Source organism: Hymenobacter cyanobacteriorum (assembly GCF_022631375.1).
GTDB lineage: Bacteria > Bacteroidota > Bacteroidia > Cytophagales > Hymenobacteraceae > Hymenobacter > Hymenobacter cyanobacteriorum.
Map to the genome: position 1 here is coordinate 80,746 of NZ_JALBGC010000007.1, position 15,961 is coordinate 96,706.

A 15,961-nucleotide genomic window follows, 5' to 3' on the forward strand; every position below is an offset into this window, starting at 1 on the left:
GGCGAACTCTGCACCCCTAAGTCGCGTTAGCCGCCTACGTTCACCAATTTAAGTGCTTGCTTATGAAACTGCTGCCTTTTGCTTCCCTGTTGCTCAGCGCCGGCGTGCTGGGAGCTGCGGCGCCCGCCACCGAAACCCAGCCGGTCAGGGTAGTGGTGTCGTCGCTCGCGTCCACTTCGTCTACCGTCAAGCTGTATTTCTACAACACTCGCGAGGGGTTTCTGAAAAGCGGCAAGTGGGCGTACATGCGGGCCGTGAAGCCCGAGGGCAAGCCGGAAATCGCGCTGTCCATCGACCTGCCACGCGGCGAATGGGCTGTGTCGCTCACCCAGGACTTGAACAACAACGATAAGATTGACAAGAACTTTCTCGGCATTCCTACCGAGCCCTACGCCTTCTCCAACAACATCCGGCCCACGGTGGCCGCGCCCGACTTCAACGAGTGTAAGTTCCTGGTTAGCGGCCCGGGACGCGTGGTGAATATTGTACTTAAAGACTAAAACGTAAAAATATAAATCGCTCTATATTATTCGAAAAACCCACCGTTGCTCGGGCAGCGGTGGGTTTTTTTTGCGCATTCAGGCCCAGTTAGCATCCACCACCGGCAAATGGGGCTGCCACAGTGCAATTAGGGTTAGTGCGGCAAAGTATCAATGTTTCTTGATGCAGTTATAAATCATAACTAACATATTAGCTTTGTATGAAATAGACTTTTTCTGCGTTCTTTTTTACCTGTACTATGCAACGACGCTTTACCTCCTTTTCTGCATCGGTTCGAACCTTGCTGAGTGCTGCGGTTTTGCTGCTGGCCAATGGCTCGCTGAGCCAGGCCTGGGCCCAGTGCACCACCTGTAGCTACACTGTTGACAATCCGAATAAGTCGGATATTTTCAACATGATTGGTGGCGAAACCATCATTATCGCAAGCAATGTCAACTTCGATGGCACCATCAACGTGCTGGGTGACAACGTGACGGTAATTAACCTGGGCGGCTTTACCAGGAGTGGTCAAATCAGGGTGACGGGCAACAACACGGTTATCCGCAACGAAAGCGAAATCAGCAACGGCAACGGTGGCAATGGCAGCGGCAGCCGTATCGCGGTGGCGAGCGGCACTACCGGCACCGTACTGTACAACAGGGGCACCATCTCGTCGGACAATGTCGTCCTCAGCGGGCCCACGGTTATCAACAACGGAAATTCTGCCAGCTCCAAAGCGTTGTGGTCGGGCTACGTAGGAGGCAACTTCACAGCTCCCGTCACCATCAACAACTACGGCAACTGGAGCGGCCAGATTAACAACTTGCCCAACAGCACCATCAACAACTTTGCGGCCGGCACTTGGTCGGCTTATATCACGCCCACCGGCACCACCGTTATCAACAACAGCGGTACCTGGAACGCCTCCGACCTGAACTTCTCGGGCAGCCTCACCCTCAACCACTCCGGCGGCACCTGGACGGCCAACCTCAACCCCGGCGGCGCGCTAACCATCAACAACAGCGGCACTTGGACCAAAGGCTTCAACTTTCCCAGCACCGGCCCCAACAGCTTTGTGAACACCGGCACGGCCACCTTCGGCTCGTACTTGGGCATGGGCTCGGCCACCACCATCACCAACAGCGGGGCCATGACGATGACCCAGGGCATGGGCGACATCAGCGCCAATTCCAGCCTGACTAATAACCGCGGCGCCACGTTCCGGGTGACGGGCCAGCTGATAAACTACGGCACGGTGAGCAACGCGGGCATTGTGGCCAGCACCGGCAACTTCTCGAACCAGGCCGGGGCCAGCATGACCGGCCCGGCCGCGCCGCTGCGCGGCAGCTTCACCACCAACGGCTACTCCGTGAATGCCGGCTCGTTCGGGATGGTAGGCCGCCTCGATTTTTGTGACTCGGGCAACGCCACGGGCTTCGACTCGCAAACCGGCAGCGTGGGCGCCGCCAACACCACATACTGCTCGCTGCGGCCGCTGCCCGTCGAGCTGGCCGTCTTCACCGCCGACGTGGTAAAGGGCCAGGTGCAGCTGCGCTGGGCCACGGCTTCGGAGCAAAACAGCGCCGTGTTCGTTATCGAGCGCAGCGCCCAGGGCGAAACTTACCAGGCCGTGCGCGAGGTAGCTGCTCAGGGCAATTCCACCGCCGCTACCGTGTACGCCGCTACCGACGTGCAGCCGCTAGCTGGCACCAGCTACTACCGCCTGCGGCAGGTAGACCGCGACGGGGCCGTGGCCTATTCGCCGGTGCTGAAGGTGAGCGTGGCCCCCGGCACGCTGCCCGTGCTGGCCTACCCCAACCCCGTCACCGACCGCCTCACCCTCGACCTAACGGCTGCTGCCGCCGAACCCTGCGCCGTGCGCGTGCTTGGCTTGGCCGGCCAGGTGGTGCGCACCGAAACCCTGACCGGTGGCTGCGTACAGGAGCTAACGCTCGCCGGCTTGCCGGCCGGGCTGTACCTGCTGCAGGTGCGCACCGCCGGGGGCAGCTCGGTGCAGCGCATCGAGAAGCGGTAACGCGCCGCTCAGTCGCCCCGAAACGGATGCAGCCCGCGACCCAGTCGCTCGACCAGCGTGATAGCGCGGCGGGCACGGGTGGCGGGCTGCTTGGCTTCGGCGACCAGCCGGGCCATGGCGCGGCGGTGCGCGCCGCTGTAGCGATGGAAGGCGATTTCGGCCTCGGGCCAGGCGGCGAGGGCTTCGGCCAGCTCGTCGGGCAGGTCCACGTGGTCGGGGTTGGGGTCGGGTTCGATGGTGATTGCCAGCTTGTCGCCCAGCGCAATGCCGGTAGCGGCGCACACGTCCTTGTTCAGCATCAGGTAGCGTCCGCCGCCTTCCAGCGGCAGCAGCCCCAGCCGCAGCGCCTGCCCGTGAATGGTCGCGATGACGCGTTTCGTCGCCTTGCCGCCGAGCGCGTCGAGCACCTCGGCCGGCACCACAATGGTTTGGGTAGGCATGAAGCTGGGCCCGCCCGGTTCCAGCACGGCGCGGAAATGAATAGGTTGAAACATGCGCGCAAAGCAACACCACGCCGCGCTTTGCCTGGCACGGTGGGCCCTGCCCCCGCTAGGCCACTGCGGTGCCCGCCAGCTCCCGCAGCTGCTTGTTGATGAAATCCACCTGTTCAAACGTGAGCTGGAAATCCATCGCCCGGGCATTCTGCACGGCCTGCTCGGGGTTGCGGGCGCCCACCAGTGCCACCGAAATGCCGGGCTGCGCCAGCGTCCAGCGCAGCACGAGCTGGCTGAGGGTGGCGTTTTTGGTTTCGGCCAGCGGCCGGATTTTATTCAGCAGGCTGTTCACCCGCTTCACGTTTTCGGGCGTGAAGAAGCGGTTGCCGTTGCGCAGGTCGCCCGCGCCGAACTCCTGGCCGGGCTTCATCTTGCCCGTCAGCAGGCCCAATTGCAGCGGGCTGTACACCAGAATGGCTTTGTGGTTTTCGAGGCAGTACGGCACTACATCGGCTTCAATATCGCGGCGCAGCATGCTGTAGGGCACTTGGTTGGAAGCGAGGTTGAGCGTCTTTTCGGCTTCCTGCATCTGGGCCACCGAGTAGTTGCTCACGCCGGCCGCCCGCACTTTGCCCTGCTCGATGAGCCGGCTCACGGCCTCCATCGTTTCGTCAATTGGGGTGGTCACGTCGGGCCAGTGTTGCTGGTAGAGGTCGATGTAGTCGGTGCCGAGGCGGCGCAGGCTGTCCTCGCATTCCCGGATGATGCTGTCGCGGCCAGCATACTTGTACACGTCAAGGTCGTGGCCGTTGTTGTCCTTGGTTTTCATGGCGAAATCGCCTTTGGCCTCGTTCCAGCGCATGCCGAATTTGGTCAAAATCTGCACCTTGTCGCGCGGCAGGCTTTTGATGGCTTCGCCCACGATTTCCTCGCTGAAGCCCATGCCGTACACCGGCGCCGTGTCGATGCTGGTCACGCCCAGCTCGTAGCTGGCGTGGATGGCGCCCACGGCGTCGTTCTGCTCGGTGCCGCCCCACATCCAGCCCCCAGCCGCCCAACTGCCGAAGGTGATGCGCGAAACGGAAACGTCGGAGGAACCTAATTTTTGATATTCCATGAGGAGTGGTTGGTCTGATTGAAGGGGAAAGTGGCCGCGTTGGGGCCGGGGCTGTTAACCCGGCTTTGGGGGCGAAGGTTGTGGTAGGGAGTTGATTTGAACGCCGCCTGGCATGCGGTTAGCACCTATCACAACGGTCATGCAGAGCGCAGCGAAGCATCTCTACCGCGCAATGCAATAAAGGCAAAAGGATTAGTGGTGGCGGGCAAGATGCTTCGCTGCGCTTTGCATGACGTTCTTTCTCTTACTCCGCCCCGCCCGAAACTTTTCGCCCCGTCCGTTTCTTGTAGCCACTTCCATTGCTTTAAAAATCCCAACAATATGAAAGTTGAAATCTGGTCCGACGTGGTGTGCCCGTTCTGCTACATCGGCAAGCGCAAGTTTGAGAATGCCCTGAAAGACTTCGTGCACCGCGATGAGGTGGAAGTGGTGTGGCACAGCTTCCAGCTCACGCCCGACTTCGAGCCCATTCCCGGCGAAAGCATCCACGAGTCGCTGGCCAAGAAAAAGGGCGTTTCGGTGGAGGAAGGCCGCAAAATGAACGACTACATGACCAACGCCGCCAAGGAAGTTGGCCTCAATTACCAGTTCGATAAAGCCATTCCGGCCAATACCTTTCTGGCGCACCAGCTCATTCACCTCGGCGCCCACTACGGCCGGCAGGATGCCACCAAGGAGCGCCTCATGGCCGCCTACTACCTCGAAGGCCAGAACATCGGCGACCTCGACACCCTCGTGAAGCTCGGCACCGAAGTCGGCCTCGATGCCACCGAAAGCCGCGAAGCCCTGCTGGCCGGCACCTACGCCAACGCCGTGCGCCTCGATGAGTACCAGGCCCAGCAAATCGGCGTGCGCGGCGTGCCCTTCTTCGTATTCGAGGACAAATACGCGGTATCGGGCGCCCAGCCCAGCGAGCTGTTTGCCGAGGTGCTGGAGAAGGTATACGAGGAGTTCAAGCCCGCCAAACCGGCTCTGGTTTCGCTGGCCGACGGCGATGCCTGCGGGCCGGAGGGCTGCGCGGTGTAGGGGCAAAAGGGAGTATGTTGCTAAATCCAGAACGGTCATGCTGAGCGCAGCCGAAGCATCTCTACCGCAATGGTAAATGAATTACCTGTGCGGTAGAGATGCTTCGGCTGCGCTCAGCATGACCGTTTTTTTGTTTGCTGGCTCAGTTCGCCGTTCCCGGCATTTCACCGCGCAGCTGCGCCTTCAGTGCTTCGGCCTGGTGTTGCGCCAGCACTTTCTCGGTCACGTCCACGATGAAAGCCAGCACGCCCAGCGTCTGGTTCTGGTCGCTGAGCAGGGGCTGGTAAGTGAAGTCAACGTAGCGGGTTTCGGGGCGGCCCGTGGCGGGGTCGTAGAGCTGGGCAGGCGTGTCGCGGCCCACGAAGGGCACGCCGGTGGTATACACTTTGTCGAGCAGGTCAATAAAGCCCTGCTCCACTACTTCGGGGAACACTTCGGCTACTTTGAGCCCCAGCTGCGTGCGGCCGCCGGAGAGCTGCTGGTAATGCTCGTTGAAAAACGAATAGCGGTGCTCGGGCCCGGTGAGGGTGGCGATGCTGGCCGGTACCTGCCCCAGAATCTGGCTGAGCAGGCGCTGCTGCTGGGCCACGGCGCTACGGTGCTGCTCGGCGTCGGAGAGGGCGGTTTCGAGCTGCCTGGTGCGTTCGGCCACGCTGCCTTCGAGCAGCTGCTGCACTTTCAGCACTTCTTCCTGGTTGGTGAGCAACTCGGCGTTGCTCTCGTGCAGGGCGCGGTTCACGGCCGCGAGCTGGTCGTTCAACACCTGAATTTGCTGGCGGGCCTGCACCTGCTCGCTCACCTCGGTGGCCACTACCATGGCGCCCGTGATGGTGCCATCGTCTTCGCGCAGCGGCAGGTACACGAAGTTCCAGTACACCGATTCGGGCTGGCCGTTGCGCACGATGGTGGAGTGCATTTCCTTGGCCACGTGCGGGTTGCCGGTTGTCATCACCTCGTTCAGCAAATCATCAAAGCCCTGGCCGGTAATTTCCGGCAGCAGCTCGAACAGCGGCGTGCCAATGGCCTGGGCCGGCGTGCGGTCCCAGAGCTCCAATACCTTGGGGTTGGCCAGCTCAATCACGAAGTTGGGACCGCGGTAGGTGGCAATGGCCACCGGGGCCTGCTCGAAAATGCGGGCCAGCTCGCCGCGCTGCCACTCGGCGGCTTCGCGGGCGGCCTGCTCGCGAAGCTGGGCGTCCTGCACCCGGGCCGCGTTCTGGGTTTGCGCGGTGATGTCGACCACGGTGTGGATAAGGTGCGTCACGCGGCCCTGCTCGTCGAGCACCGGCACGTTGCGGGCCTGCCAGTAGCGCTCCACGAACTGGCCGGGATTGGCGGGGTCGGGGGTGTCGTAGGGCTGCACGGGCAACTCGTGCGGCTGGCCCGTGGCCAGCACTCGCTCCATCGAGGCGCGCACGTCGTGCACGCTGTGGGCCTCCGGGGTGTCGGGGTTATCAGGAAATACGTCGAATACGTACTTCCCCAGCACGTCGGCGCGCTGGGTGGCGGTGGTGGTCAAATACGCCTCGCTGGCCGCCTCAATCACCAATTCGGGCGAAAGCAGCAGGCAAGCGCTGGGCAACGCGCTGAAAACAGATATCAGGTCGGAGGAGAGAGCAGGCATAGTGCTGGTTTCGGAAAGACGGCAACGGAGTGCGAAATACGCAGATTTTAGTCAATGGTCTACGCGGGCCGCAACATCGGAATGTGTGGGATGCCGTCCTCCACGTACATCGGCCCACACTGCTCGTAGCCAAAGCCGTTGTAAAAGGCTTCGAGGTGCTGCTGAGCCCCGATTTTATTGGCCTGCGGGCCGAACAGCGCATCGGAAAACGCCAGCGCCTGCCGCATCAGCTCGCGGCCCAGGCCGTACTGCCGGAACGGCTGGGCCACAATCACGCGCCCGATGCTGGCCTGCTCGTAACTCTTGCCCGCGTCGAAGAGGCGGGCGTAAGCGGCCAGCTCGCCGGCTTCGTTGTAGCCCAGCAGGTGGTGCGCGTCCATGTCCTGGCGGTCAATGTCCTGAAAAACACAATTTTGCTCCACTACAAATACCTCGGAGCGCAAACGCAGCAGGTCGTACAGAATCAGGTTGGGCAGGTTTTCGAAAGGCAGGCAGTGCCAGCGGATAGTCATAAGTCAGCGCTTAGTTTTTGGGCATCTTCTCGACGTCCTTCAATGTCAGTACGCGGTACGGAATGCCCAAATTAGCGGCATTCTGCTCCACAGTGGTTGGGAAGCCGGCCTTTTTTCGGCGCTCATTCACCTGCTGCGGGTCTTTGATGGGCCACACGAAGGGCGGCTGGGCTTCGTGCCGGCCCGTTTGTGGGTTCAGCACATTGTAGCCGAAGGCCTGCGTTCCATACACCTGCGGTTTGCCAGCGCGCATGAGCTGGCGGTCCAGCATCTGGGCGTAGAGGTAAAAGGGTAATTCACCTTTGTCAGCGGCTTTTTTGATGAGCGGCAGGTACTGGTCGATGCCGGGCGAGTGTTGGATGACGTACCACGCGGCCTCGTTCGTGGGCTCGCTCACCAGCGTCTTGCCGGGGTAGCCGTACCGCTTCAAAATCTGCTGCACGCGCACCTGGTTGGTCGAATCCGTCCGCAACATTTGGCGCGGGAGGTAAGTTGGCAGGCTTTCCCGTGTCACGCCCAGGGCCCGGGCCAACGAGTCGGGCCGGTGCCGCTGGCGCGGGTCGAAAAGCATGCCGCGCCACTTCTGGTCCACGGCGTAGATGCTGTCCAGCTCGTGCTTCAGGCGCGGGTTCTGCGGCGGGGCCTGGGCGGCGGCCAGCAGCGGCAGCAACGCAAGGAGCAGGAGAAGCAAGGGTTTCATAATAGAGCGACTGTAGAGACGCGACACTTCGCGTCTTGGCGTTGGCTTCGCTGAACTTAGTTTGCTCATGTTATTAACCTGCGTGGCTCCGGTCGTTCAACGCCGAGACGCGAAGTGTCGCGTCTCTACAGTCGTTCTATTATCGTTCCGCGCTACGCCACCACAACTTCTTCGCTGCCCAGCTCGCTCAGCACCCGCTTGGCCTGCTGAATGGAGCGCACTTCCTCAAACGTCACAATCAGTTGCGCCTTGTGCTCCTTCAGCTTGGCCGTGCGCGGGTGCGTCTGCACGTAGTTGAGGATGGTGCCGAACTGCTCGCCCTGGAAGTAGGCCTTGTGGTCGTCGTCGGCGGGCAGGTAGCCTTTCAGCGTGTCGCGCTTGAGCGTGATTTTGTGGAAGCCCACCTTGCAGGCCTGCCAGCGCAGCCGCACGATGTCGGCCAGCTGCTCCACCTCGGGCGGCAGGGGACCGAAGCGGTCGACCATGCTGGCCAGCAGCTTGCGCAGCTCCTCCGGCTTCTGGGCGCGGTCGAGCTTGGCGTAGAGCTGCAGGCGCTCCGACACGTTGCTCACGTATTTCTCGGGGATGAGCACCTGCTGGTCCGTCTCCACGTTGCACTCCTGCACGCGGCCCGCGCCGGCTGCCAACTGCAGGCGCTGTTGCGAGTTGGCATCGCCCAGAAACAGGTCGCGGAATTCGGTTTCCTTGAGTTCCGTCACCGCCTCATCCAGAATCTGGTGGTAGGTTTCGTAGCCCAGGTCGTTAATAAAGCCCGACTGCTCGCCGCCCAGCAAATTGCCCGCGCCGCGAATATCGAGGTCGCGCATGGCCACATTAAAGCCCGCGCCCAAGTCCGAAAACTCCTCCAGTGTGCTCAGGCGCTTGCGTGCATCAGCGGGCAGCTGGGCCACCGGTGGCGTGAGCAGGTAGCAATAGGCCTTGCGGTTGGAGCGGCCCACGCGGCCGCGCATCTGGTGCAGGTCGCTCAGGCCGGCCAGGTGGGCGCGGTTGATGATGATGGTGTTGGCGTTGGGGATGTCGAGGCCGGACTCAATGATGTTGGTCGAAACCAGCACGTCGTACTCGCCCTCCACGAATTTCATCATGCGCTTTTCCAGCATCTCGCCGTCCATCTGCCCGTGGGCGAAGGTGATTTTCGCATCCGGCACCAGCCGCAGAATCGTGCCGGCCATTTCCTCAATGTCCTTCACGCGGTTGTGCACGAAAAACACCTGCCCGCCACGCTTCAATTCCCGCGCCACCGCGTCGCGAATCAGAATCTCGTCATACACGTGCAGCTCCGTGTTCACCGGCTGGCGGTTGGGTGGCGGCGTGGCAATCACGCTCAAATCGCGCGCGCCCATCAGTGAGAAGTGCAGCGTGCGCGGAATCGGCGTGGCCGAGAGCGTGAGCGTGTCCACGTTCACCTTCAGTTCCTTGAGCTTGTCCTTGGTCTTGACGCCGAATTTCTGCTCCTCGTCAATAATCAGAATGCCCAGGTCCTTGAACTTAATGTCTTTATTGGTAAGCCGGTGCGTGCCAATCAGAATATCGGTTTTGCCCTCCGCCACGCGCTGCAGCGTCTCCTTAATCTGCTTAGTCGATTTGAAGCGGTTGATGTACTCCACCGTCACCGGCAGCGTAGCCAGCCGGTCGCGGAAGGTCTTGTAGTGCTGCATTGCCAGGATGGTGGTGGGCACCAGCACGGCCGCCTGCTTGCCATCGGCCACGGCCTTGAAGGCGGCCCGAATGGCCACTTCCGTCTTGCCAAAGCCCACGTCGCCGCAGACCAGCCGGTCCATCGGATGAGGCTGCTGCATGTCCTGTTTCACGTCCTCGGTGGCCTTGGCCTGGTCGGGCGTATCCTCGTAAATGAAGCTCGATTCCAGCTCCGCCTGCAAAAAACCATCTACCGAAAAGGCAAACCCCGGCGCGGTCTTCCGCTTGGCGTACAGGCGAATAAGGTCGGCTGCAATATCCTTCACCTTCTTCTTTACCGACTTCTTCTTGTTCTCCCACTCCGGCGAGCCCAGCTTGCTCATCGTGGGCGGCGAACCCTCCGCGCCGCTGTACTTGGCAATCTTGTGCAGCGAGTGAATGCTCACCGTCAGCAAGTCGTCATCCCGATAAACCAACCGAATGGCTTCCTGAATCTGCCCGTTTATCTCCACCTGCGTCAGCCCCGCAAACCGCGCGATGCCGTAGTCCTGATGCGTCACATAGTCGCCGGGTTGCAGCGTTTTCAACTCGCGCAAAGTCAGCGCTTTTTTCTTCGAGAATTTGCGCGCTTCCTGCGCCCGGTAATAGCGCTCGAATAGCTGGTGGTCGGTGTAAACCGCCAACTCAAGCTGCTCATCCACATAGCCTTCGCGCAGCGCCAATAGCAAGTGCTGGAATTGCACGTTGTTATCTAATTCGTCAAATATCGTCCGCAGCCGGTCGGCCTGGCGCACGGTATCGGCGGTAATTATCGTGACGAAATTCCGCAGCTGGTTTTCCTTGATATTCTTCACCATGCGCTCGAATTCTTTGTTGAAACTCGGCTGCGGCTTGGCGGTGAATTGAAACGTATCGGCGTTTTTGAAGTGAAAGCGCTTGCCGAATTCCACCACTGCAAATTCATCGAGCAGCTTCTTGAAATTCTTGCCCGATTCAAATAAATCGCCGGGCTTGCTCACGATTTGCATGCCGCCGCTTTCGCTCAGCATCTGCTGAAAATTAGCTTCGGCTTTTTCGAATAATTCCGTCACCACGTCCAGCGTCTGGCGCACGTCTTTTGCCCAAATACAGGCCGTGCGGGGCAGAAATTCGAAGAAAGCCTCCCGGGTTTCGGTCAGCATCTTGGTCTGCACGTTCGGGATAATGCTGATGCTCGGCCGCGGGTCTACCGACAATTGTGTCTCCGGATTAAACGTCCGAATACTCTCAATTTCATCGCCGAATAATTCGAGGCGAAACGGCAATTCATTCGCGTAGCTGAACACGTCCACAATACCGCCGCGCACCGCGTATTGCCCCGCCTCGTACACGAAATCCGTTTTCTCAAAATCGTATTCGCCCAGCAGTTCGCCCAGGAAATTCACGTCCAGCTTGTCGCCCACTTTCGCATTGAAGGTGTTTTTAACCAGACTCTGGCGATTAATCACCTTCTCCGTCAGCGCCTCCGGGTAAGTCACGATGAACACGCTGTTGCCGGTGCTGGCCGCCCGCGTGGTATTGATGCGGTTCAGGGCCTCGGCGCGCATCAGCACGTTGGCATTCTCCGTCTCATCAAACTGGTAGGGCCGCTTATACGAGCTCGGAAACAGCAGCACCTCCGGCCCCTCGGGCAGCAGGTGCTGCAAGTCGGCCAGGAAATACGCGGCCTCGTCCTTGTCGTGCATGATGAACACGTGCGGGTGCTGGGCGTGGGCCACCGCTGCAGCCACCACGGCATCCTGGCTACCCACCAGACCGCGCAGGTGCAGGCGCAGGCCGCCGGGGTTGGGCTTGGCGGCTTCGCGCAGGCGTGAAGCCAGCACCTGCAGCTCGGGCGATAGACGATAGAGGCGGAGAAAGTCAGCTACTTGCACAAAGAATCAGGCTAGAGGGACAAATGAAGTAGCCCGGCCGGAAGGATTTCCGGTCGGGCAGCGGGCTAAATACACGCCAGGGGCAGCGAAGGTTTCTTCGGGGTCGGCGGTAGCTTCGCGGGGCAAATGAGTTGTCGGTTGTTGGTTGTCTGTTGTCAGGCCCAGTGTTGGCTAGCAGAACCAACGAACAACTGACAACGAACAACTGAAAACTAGAACATGCGCGGCTCTTCTCATCTGGCCATTGGCCTCATCACCGGCGTGGCCGTGGCCGGGCTGGCCCCGGGCATTCCGTTCTCGCTGGCCGGCATCGCGCTGGCTGGCTTCTCCAGCCTCGCCCCCGACCTCGACCACCCCGAAAGCCGCCTCAGCAAGCGCCTGGGCTTCAGCCAAAACTACGTGCGCTGGGCTTTTGCCGCCGGAGCGCTGGCGCTGGCGGCCTTCGCCTACTTTCAGCGGGCCCCCGGCTCCGAGCAACGCCTCTATTACACGGCGGCGCTGGCCTTCGGCCTCATTGGCGTGGGCATGCAGGGCGGCTCGGCGCGGCGGCTGGCGCTGCTGTTCACGGGATTGGGCACGGTGGTGGCGGGCCTCTACACCGAGCAGCTGTGGCTGAGCTTATTGGGTACTTTCGTTGCGCTGGCTCCTTTTACCTCGCACCGTTCCTGGACGCACACCATCTGGGCCACCGCACTCTGGACCTATATAGGCCACCTCGCCGACCAGCACCTCGGCTGGCGCGGCGTGGCCCTCTACGCCGGCACCGGCTACGCCTCGCACCTCGTAGCCGATACCCTCACCAAATCGGGCGTACGGTGGTTTCTGCCCATCTCGGAATTCTCCTTTAAGGTGCCGCTTATCAGCACGGGCTCGGCCAGCGGCAACGTGATGGAAGTGGGCATTTGCGTGGGCTACGCGCTGCTGGTGCTGGGGCTGGTGGTGGGCTCCATGCACCTGGTGTAGCCGTGGGGGCCGCGTAGTGCGGCTGGCGGGCCTATATCGCAACCTTGCACTATTGCATAAGTCAACTAAGAACACTAGCTTCGCAGCAGATATGCTGTTAAAATAGGACTGTGTTGGTATTGATTCAGGTTGTTATGCTGCGATTTCAATCGTTACCGCCGGCCCGGCCCCTTTAAAATCTCATTTTCTGAGCATTCGGTGTCGTAATTGCCTGTTTCAGGCAGTTGTGCCGGGCTCTCGTTATGTCCCGTTTCCGCTCTATCCTCATCACCGGCTGGCAGATTTGCCAGGGTTCAGGCCGGTGTTTCTACCGTCATTAATCACTCTACATCCCACTCAAAACACTTCTCTAACTTTACGCAACTCCATTACCATGAACCAGATGAACAGCCCTTTGATTCGGGTTGGTGTCTTTTATGACGGCAACTATTTCTTAAAAATTAGCGACTATTATTATTTCCAGCACGAGCGCAAAGCCCGTATCAGCCTCGAAGGTCTCCACGAATACATCCGCCACCAGGTAGCCGAAGAAGAAGACGTGGACGTGCGCCTGGCACGTATCACCGATGCCCACTTCTTCCGGGGCCGCCTCTCGGCCACCGAAGCCCGCGATAAGGACCGCCTGTTCCACGACCGCCTGCTCGACGACATTCTGATGAACCTGGGCGTGCAAACGCACTACATGGCCCTGAAAACCCGCGACGGCCGCCTGCAGGAAAAAGGCATCGACGTGTGGCTGAGCCTCGAAGCCCTCGAGCTGGCCCTGCACAAAACCCTCGACGTGGTCGTGCTCATCGCCGGCGACTCCGACTACGTGCCCCTCATCCGCAAGCTCAACACCGTGGGCACCCGCGTGATGCTGCTGAACTGGGATTTCAAATACGAAGATTTCAAGGGTGAAACCCGCGTCACGCGCGCCTCGCAGCAGCTGCTGGAGCAGGTAACTTACCCCGTGGCCATGCACGACGTGATTGACCGCGGCCTGCAGCAGCAGGACGAAGTGGTGGAAGCGCTGTTTGTGAACCAGGCCGAGCCGGCCGCATTCGCGCCCAGCACCGCTGCCGCGCCCAAGCTGGCCCGCCCCACCGGCCCCACCGCCGCCGGCCCCGTGGGCACGCTCGGCATGAGCACCATCAAGAACCTGAAAAACGGCTTTGGCTTCGTGGTAATGCCCCCGAACAACCTGTTCTTCAGCTACGCCGACCTGACCGAGGGCGACTTCAACGACCTGCGCGAAGGCGACTGGGTGGAGTTCACGGTGGGCCGCAACCACCGCGACGAGGACTGCGCCCGCAACGTGCGCAAAGTGCCCGCCCCGCAAATGACCGATGGCGAAGACGAATACGAGCCCGTGGGCGTGCACTCGTCGGTCGAGCTGTAAGAAAGTTAAAAGTTGAGAGTTAAAAGTGAAAAAGGCCCGCCTGAATCGTCAGGCGGGCCTTTTTCACTTTTAACTCTCAGCTTTTACCTCAATTTCACCCCATTAGCAACTGTGCAAAGTCGCGCTTAGAGGCTGGGTAGCGGTTGAAGGTGCCCAGGCCGCGGGCTACGGCCACGTCGTCGTGGCCTTCCTTCACACGGTATACCACGCAGCTGCTCACCACCAGTGAGTTGCCGCCGTGGTCGACCACGCCGCGCGCCACCAGCTCGTCGTGCAGATGCACGGAATGCAGGTAGTTCATCTTGAATTCGACGGTGGACACCAACTCCATTTTGGTGAAGGCCAGCGAGAGGGCCGCCGCGCCCAGGGCCGAATCCATCAGGCCGGCGAGCACGCCGCCGTGGGAGGTGTTGGGCGAGGAGAGGTGCTCGTCGCGGATAACCATGCGGTACTCCACCTGGCCGGGGGCATTCACCGCCAGCGCCATGCCGTTGGTGCGGCCGTAGTGGTTCATCTGGTTGTAGGCGGCCACCATCGTGGCCAAGTCGGGGAGGGTAGGGGCTTGGTCGGACATGGGCGGGGTCGGGAATTGCTGCGGCAAGTTTGCCGGAAAATTTGCTTCATTTGCTGAGGTGGCATTTCCCGGGTCGAAAAGCTGCGTTCTCACCTTGTTTATTGCCGCCATGTCTACGCAGCCGCTCACGTTTGCCGAGTTTTATCCGCGCTACCTCAGCGAGCACAGCCGACGGGGCACGCGAGTATTGCATTTCATCGGCACCACACTGGTCATCATCTGCCTGGCCATGCTGCTGCGCACGGGCAACTGGAACTGGCTGGCAACCGGTGTGGTAGCGGCTTACGGCTTTGCCTGGGTGGGCCACTTTTTCGTGGAGCACAACCGGCCGGCCACGTTTCAGCATCCGTGGTATTCGCTGCTGGGCGATTTTCGCATGTATTTCGACCTGTGGCGCGGCCGCGAAAAGTTCTAAAGCTGCTTCTGCATCAGAAAATGCGGGATGACGCCAAACAGCACGTGCGACGGCTCTACCACCGCATAACCCAACTTCTTGTAGAAACCCATAGCGGCCTCCCGCGAATGCAGCACGATTTCGCGGATGCCCACGGCCCGCGCCTGCTCCTCCAAATAAGCCACCACGCACCGACCTGCACCGGTGCCCGCCGCCTCGGGCGCCACGGCCATGAAGCGAATCTGGCCCTGCCCGGGGCCGGTGGGTTGCAGCATGCCCACAGCCAGTGCTTCGGGTGCTCCGGCAGCTTCGGCCAGCAGCAGGGCGTGGATGGTGCCGGGCTCATCGTCGGCCGGCACGCGCTCCGAGCCGGGGGGCTGCTGCCAGGGCTGGCGCAGCACGGCGTAGCGCAGTGCGTAGTAGGCGGCCCACTCGGCGGGCGTGCGGGGCGCGTGGATGGCGGGAGTGGAATTCATGAGGGAAACGTGAAGCGAAAGCGCAACCAAGGCCGGGGTGGGTTGTTACCTTTACGGCCCGGCCAGCGCCGGTTTAGCATCTCAAAACTACATCCCACCCGCTATGGCATCCTTCGACATCGTGAGCAAAGTTGACCCGCAAACCCTCGAAAACGCGGTAAACACGGCCCAAAAAGAACTCCAGACCCGCTACGACCTGCGCGACACCAAGGGCGGCATCGAGCTCAACAAAAAGGAAAACACCATTCTGCTGTCGTCGGAAAACTCGATGCGCATCAAGGCCCTCGAAGACATCCTGCTCGGCCGCGTGGTGAAGCAGGGCATCGACGGCACCAGCCTCGATTTCACGGCCGAGGAGCAGCCCAGCGGCCAACTCATCAAGAAAACCATCAAGGTGCGCGCCGGCGTCGACAAGGAGTTCGGCCGCAAAATCATCAAGGCCATCAAAGATGCCAAGGTGAAGGTGGAAGCCCAGATGCAGGACGACCAGGTGCGCGTGACGTCGAAGAAAATCGACGATTTGCAGGCCGCTATTGCCGTGCTGCGCAAGGCCGATATCGGCCTGCCGCTGCAGTTCGTGAACATGAAAAGCTAGTTGTTGAATGGTTGAAGTGAGGAATGGTTGAATTGCAGCAGACGGGCACTTGCTAAAAAATGCAGGTCATGCCAGTAA

Annotated in this window: 15 protein-coding genes; 7 read left to right on the top strand and 8 right to left on the bottom strand. The window is 60.8% G+C overall.

Annotated elements, in window-relative coordinates:
- Window positions 1-62 precede the first annotated feature (62 nt).
- Together MON38_RS21345 and MON38_RS21350 are read left to right on the top strand one after the other, a co-directional pair.
- Window positions 63-500, top strand: coding sequence for a DUF2141 domain-containing protein (locus tag MON38_RS21345; protein WP_241938190.1), 438 nt, complete (start codon window positions 63-65; stop codon window positions 498-500).
- 239 nt (window positions 501-739) lie between these two features.
- The gene (locus tag MON38_RS21350; RefSeq protein ID WP_241938191.1) at window positions 740-2,515 is read left to right on the top strand and encodes a T9SS type A sorting domain-containing protein; all 1,776 of its coding nucleotides are present in this window, start codon (window positions 740-742) and stop codon (window positions 2,513-2,515) included.
- An 8-nt stretch (window positions 2,516-2,523) separates the two neighbouring features.
- Here MON38_RS21350 and MON38_RS21355 read toward each other — a convergent pair whose 3' ends face one another.
- Both MON38_RS21355 and MON38_RS21360 read right to left on the bottom strand, forming a co-directional pair.
- On the bottom strand, window positions 2,524-3,009 hold the full coding sequence (locus tag MON38_RS21355; RefSeq protein ID WP_241938192.1) for a YdeI/OmpD-associated family protein: 486 nt from the start codon (window positions 3,007-3,009) through the stop codon (window positions 2,524-2,526).
- Window positions 3,010-3,064: 55 nt separating this feature from the next.
- Window positions 3,065-4,066, bottom strand: coding sequence for an aldo/keto reductase (locus MON38_RS21360; protein ID WP_241938193.1), 1,002 nt, complete (start codon window positions 4,064-4,066; stop codon window positions 3,065-3,067).
- Window positions 4,067-4,387: 321 nt separating this feature from the next.
- On the opposite strand from MON38_RS21360, the gene MON38_RS21365 reads away from it, so the two are divergent.
- Window positions 4,388-5,092 carry a DsbA family oxidoreductase gene (locus MON38_RS21365; protein WP_241938194.1) on the top strand — a complete coding sequence of 235 codons (705 nt, stop codon included), beginning with the start codon at window positions 4,388-4,390 and terminating at the stop codon, window positions 5,090-5,092.
- A gap of 142 nt (window positions 5,093-5,234) precedes the next feature.
- Here the strand turns inward: MON38_RS21365 and MON38_RS21370 are convergent, their stop codons facing one another.
- The 4 genes from MON38_RS21370 to mfd all read right to left on the bottom strand — a co-directional run bounded on the left by MON38_RS21370 (window position 5,235) and on the right by mfd (window position 11,500).
- Window positions 5,235-6,716, bottom strand: coding sequence for a PAS domain-containing protein (locus MON38_RS21370; RefSeq protein ID WP_241938195.1), 1,482 nt, complete (start codon window positions 6,714-6,716; stop codon window positions 5,235-5,237).
- Window positions 6,717-6,775: 59 nt separating this feature from the next.
- Window positions 6,776-7,228, bottom strand: a complete 453-nt coding sequence (locus MON38_RS21375; RefSeq protein WP_241938196.1) for a GNAT family N-acetyltransferase — start codon at window positions 7,226-7,228, stop codon at window positions 6,776-6,778.
- Window positions 7,229-7,238: 10 nt separating this feature from the next.
- Window positions 7,239-7,928, bottom strand: coding sequence for a DUF6624 domain-containing protein (locus tag MON38_RS21380; protein ID WP_241938197.1), 690 nt, complete (start codon window positions 7,926-7,928; stop codon window positions 7,239-7,241).
- Between the two features lie 152 nt (window positions 7,929-8,080).
- Window positions 8,081-11,500: a transcription-repair coupling factor gene (gene mfd / locus MON38_RS21385; RefSeq protein WP_241938198.1), complete on the bottom strand. Its 3,420-nt coding sequence runs from the start codon at window positions 11,498-11,500 to the stop codon at window positions 8,081-8,083.
- A gap of 219 nt (window positions 11,501-11,719) precedes the next feature.
- Here mfd and MON38_RS21390 point away from each other — a divergent pair, with 219 nt between their 5' ends.
- A complete protein-coding gene (locus MON38_RS21390) occupies window positions 11,720-12,463 on the top strand; it encodes a metal-dependent hydrolase (protein WP_241938199.1) in 744 nt (247 codons plus the stop codon).
- A 382-nt stretch (window positions 12,464-12,845) separates the two neighbouring features.
- A complete protein-coding gene (locus MON38_RS21395; protein ID WP_338423800.1) occupies window positions 12,846-13,844 on the top strand; it encodes an NYN domain-containing protein in 999 nt (332 codons plus the stop codon).
- Window positions 13,845-13,938: 94 nt separating this feature from the next.
- On the opposite strand, the gene MON38_RS21400 is transcribed toward MON38_RS21395, so the two are convergent.
- Window positions 13,939-14,418 carry a PaaI family thioesterase gene (locus MON38_RS21400; protein WP_241938201.1) on the bottom strand — a complete coding sequence of 160 codons (480 nt, stop codon included), beginning with the start codon at window positions 14,416-14,418 and terminating at the stop codon, window positions 13,939-13,941.
- 109 nt (window positions 14,419-14,527) lie between these two features.
- Between MON38_RS21400 and MON38_RS21405 the strand changes: the two genes are divergently transcribed.
- Window positions 14,528-14,833, top strand: coding sequence for an Mpo1-like protein (locus tag MON38_RS21405; RefSeq protein WP_241938202.1), 306 nt, complete (start codon window positions 14,528-14,530; stop codon window positions 14,831-14,833).
- On the opposite strand, the gene MON38_RS21410 is transcribed toward MON38_RS21405, so the two are convergent.
- Window positions 14,830-15,288, bottom strand: a complete 459-nt coding sequence (locus tag MON38_RS21410) for a GNAT family N-acetyltransferase (protein ID WP_241938203.1) — start codon at window positions 15,286-15,288, stop codon at window positions 14,830-14,832. The two genes, MON38_RS21405 and MON38_RS21410, sit on opposite strands and share 4 nt — an antisense overlap.
- A gap of 103 nt (window positions 15,289-15,391) precedes the next feature.
- Here MON38_RS21410 and MON38_RS21415 point away from each other — a divergent pair, with 103 nt between their 5' ends.
- Window positions 15,392-15,883: a YajQ family cyclic di-GMP-binding protein gene (locus tag MON38_RS21415; protein ID WP_241938204.1), complete on the top strand. Its 492-nt coding sequence runs from the start codon at window positions 15,392-15,394 to the stop codon at window positions 15,881-15,883.
- The last annotated feature ends 78 nt before the right edge of the window (window positions 15,884-15,961 follow it).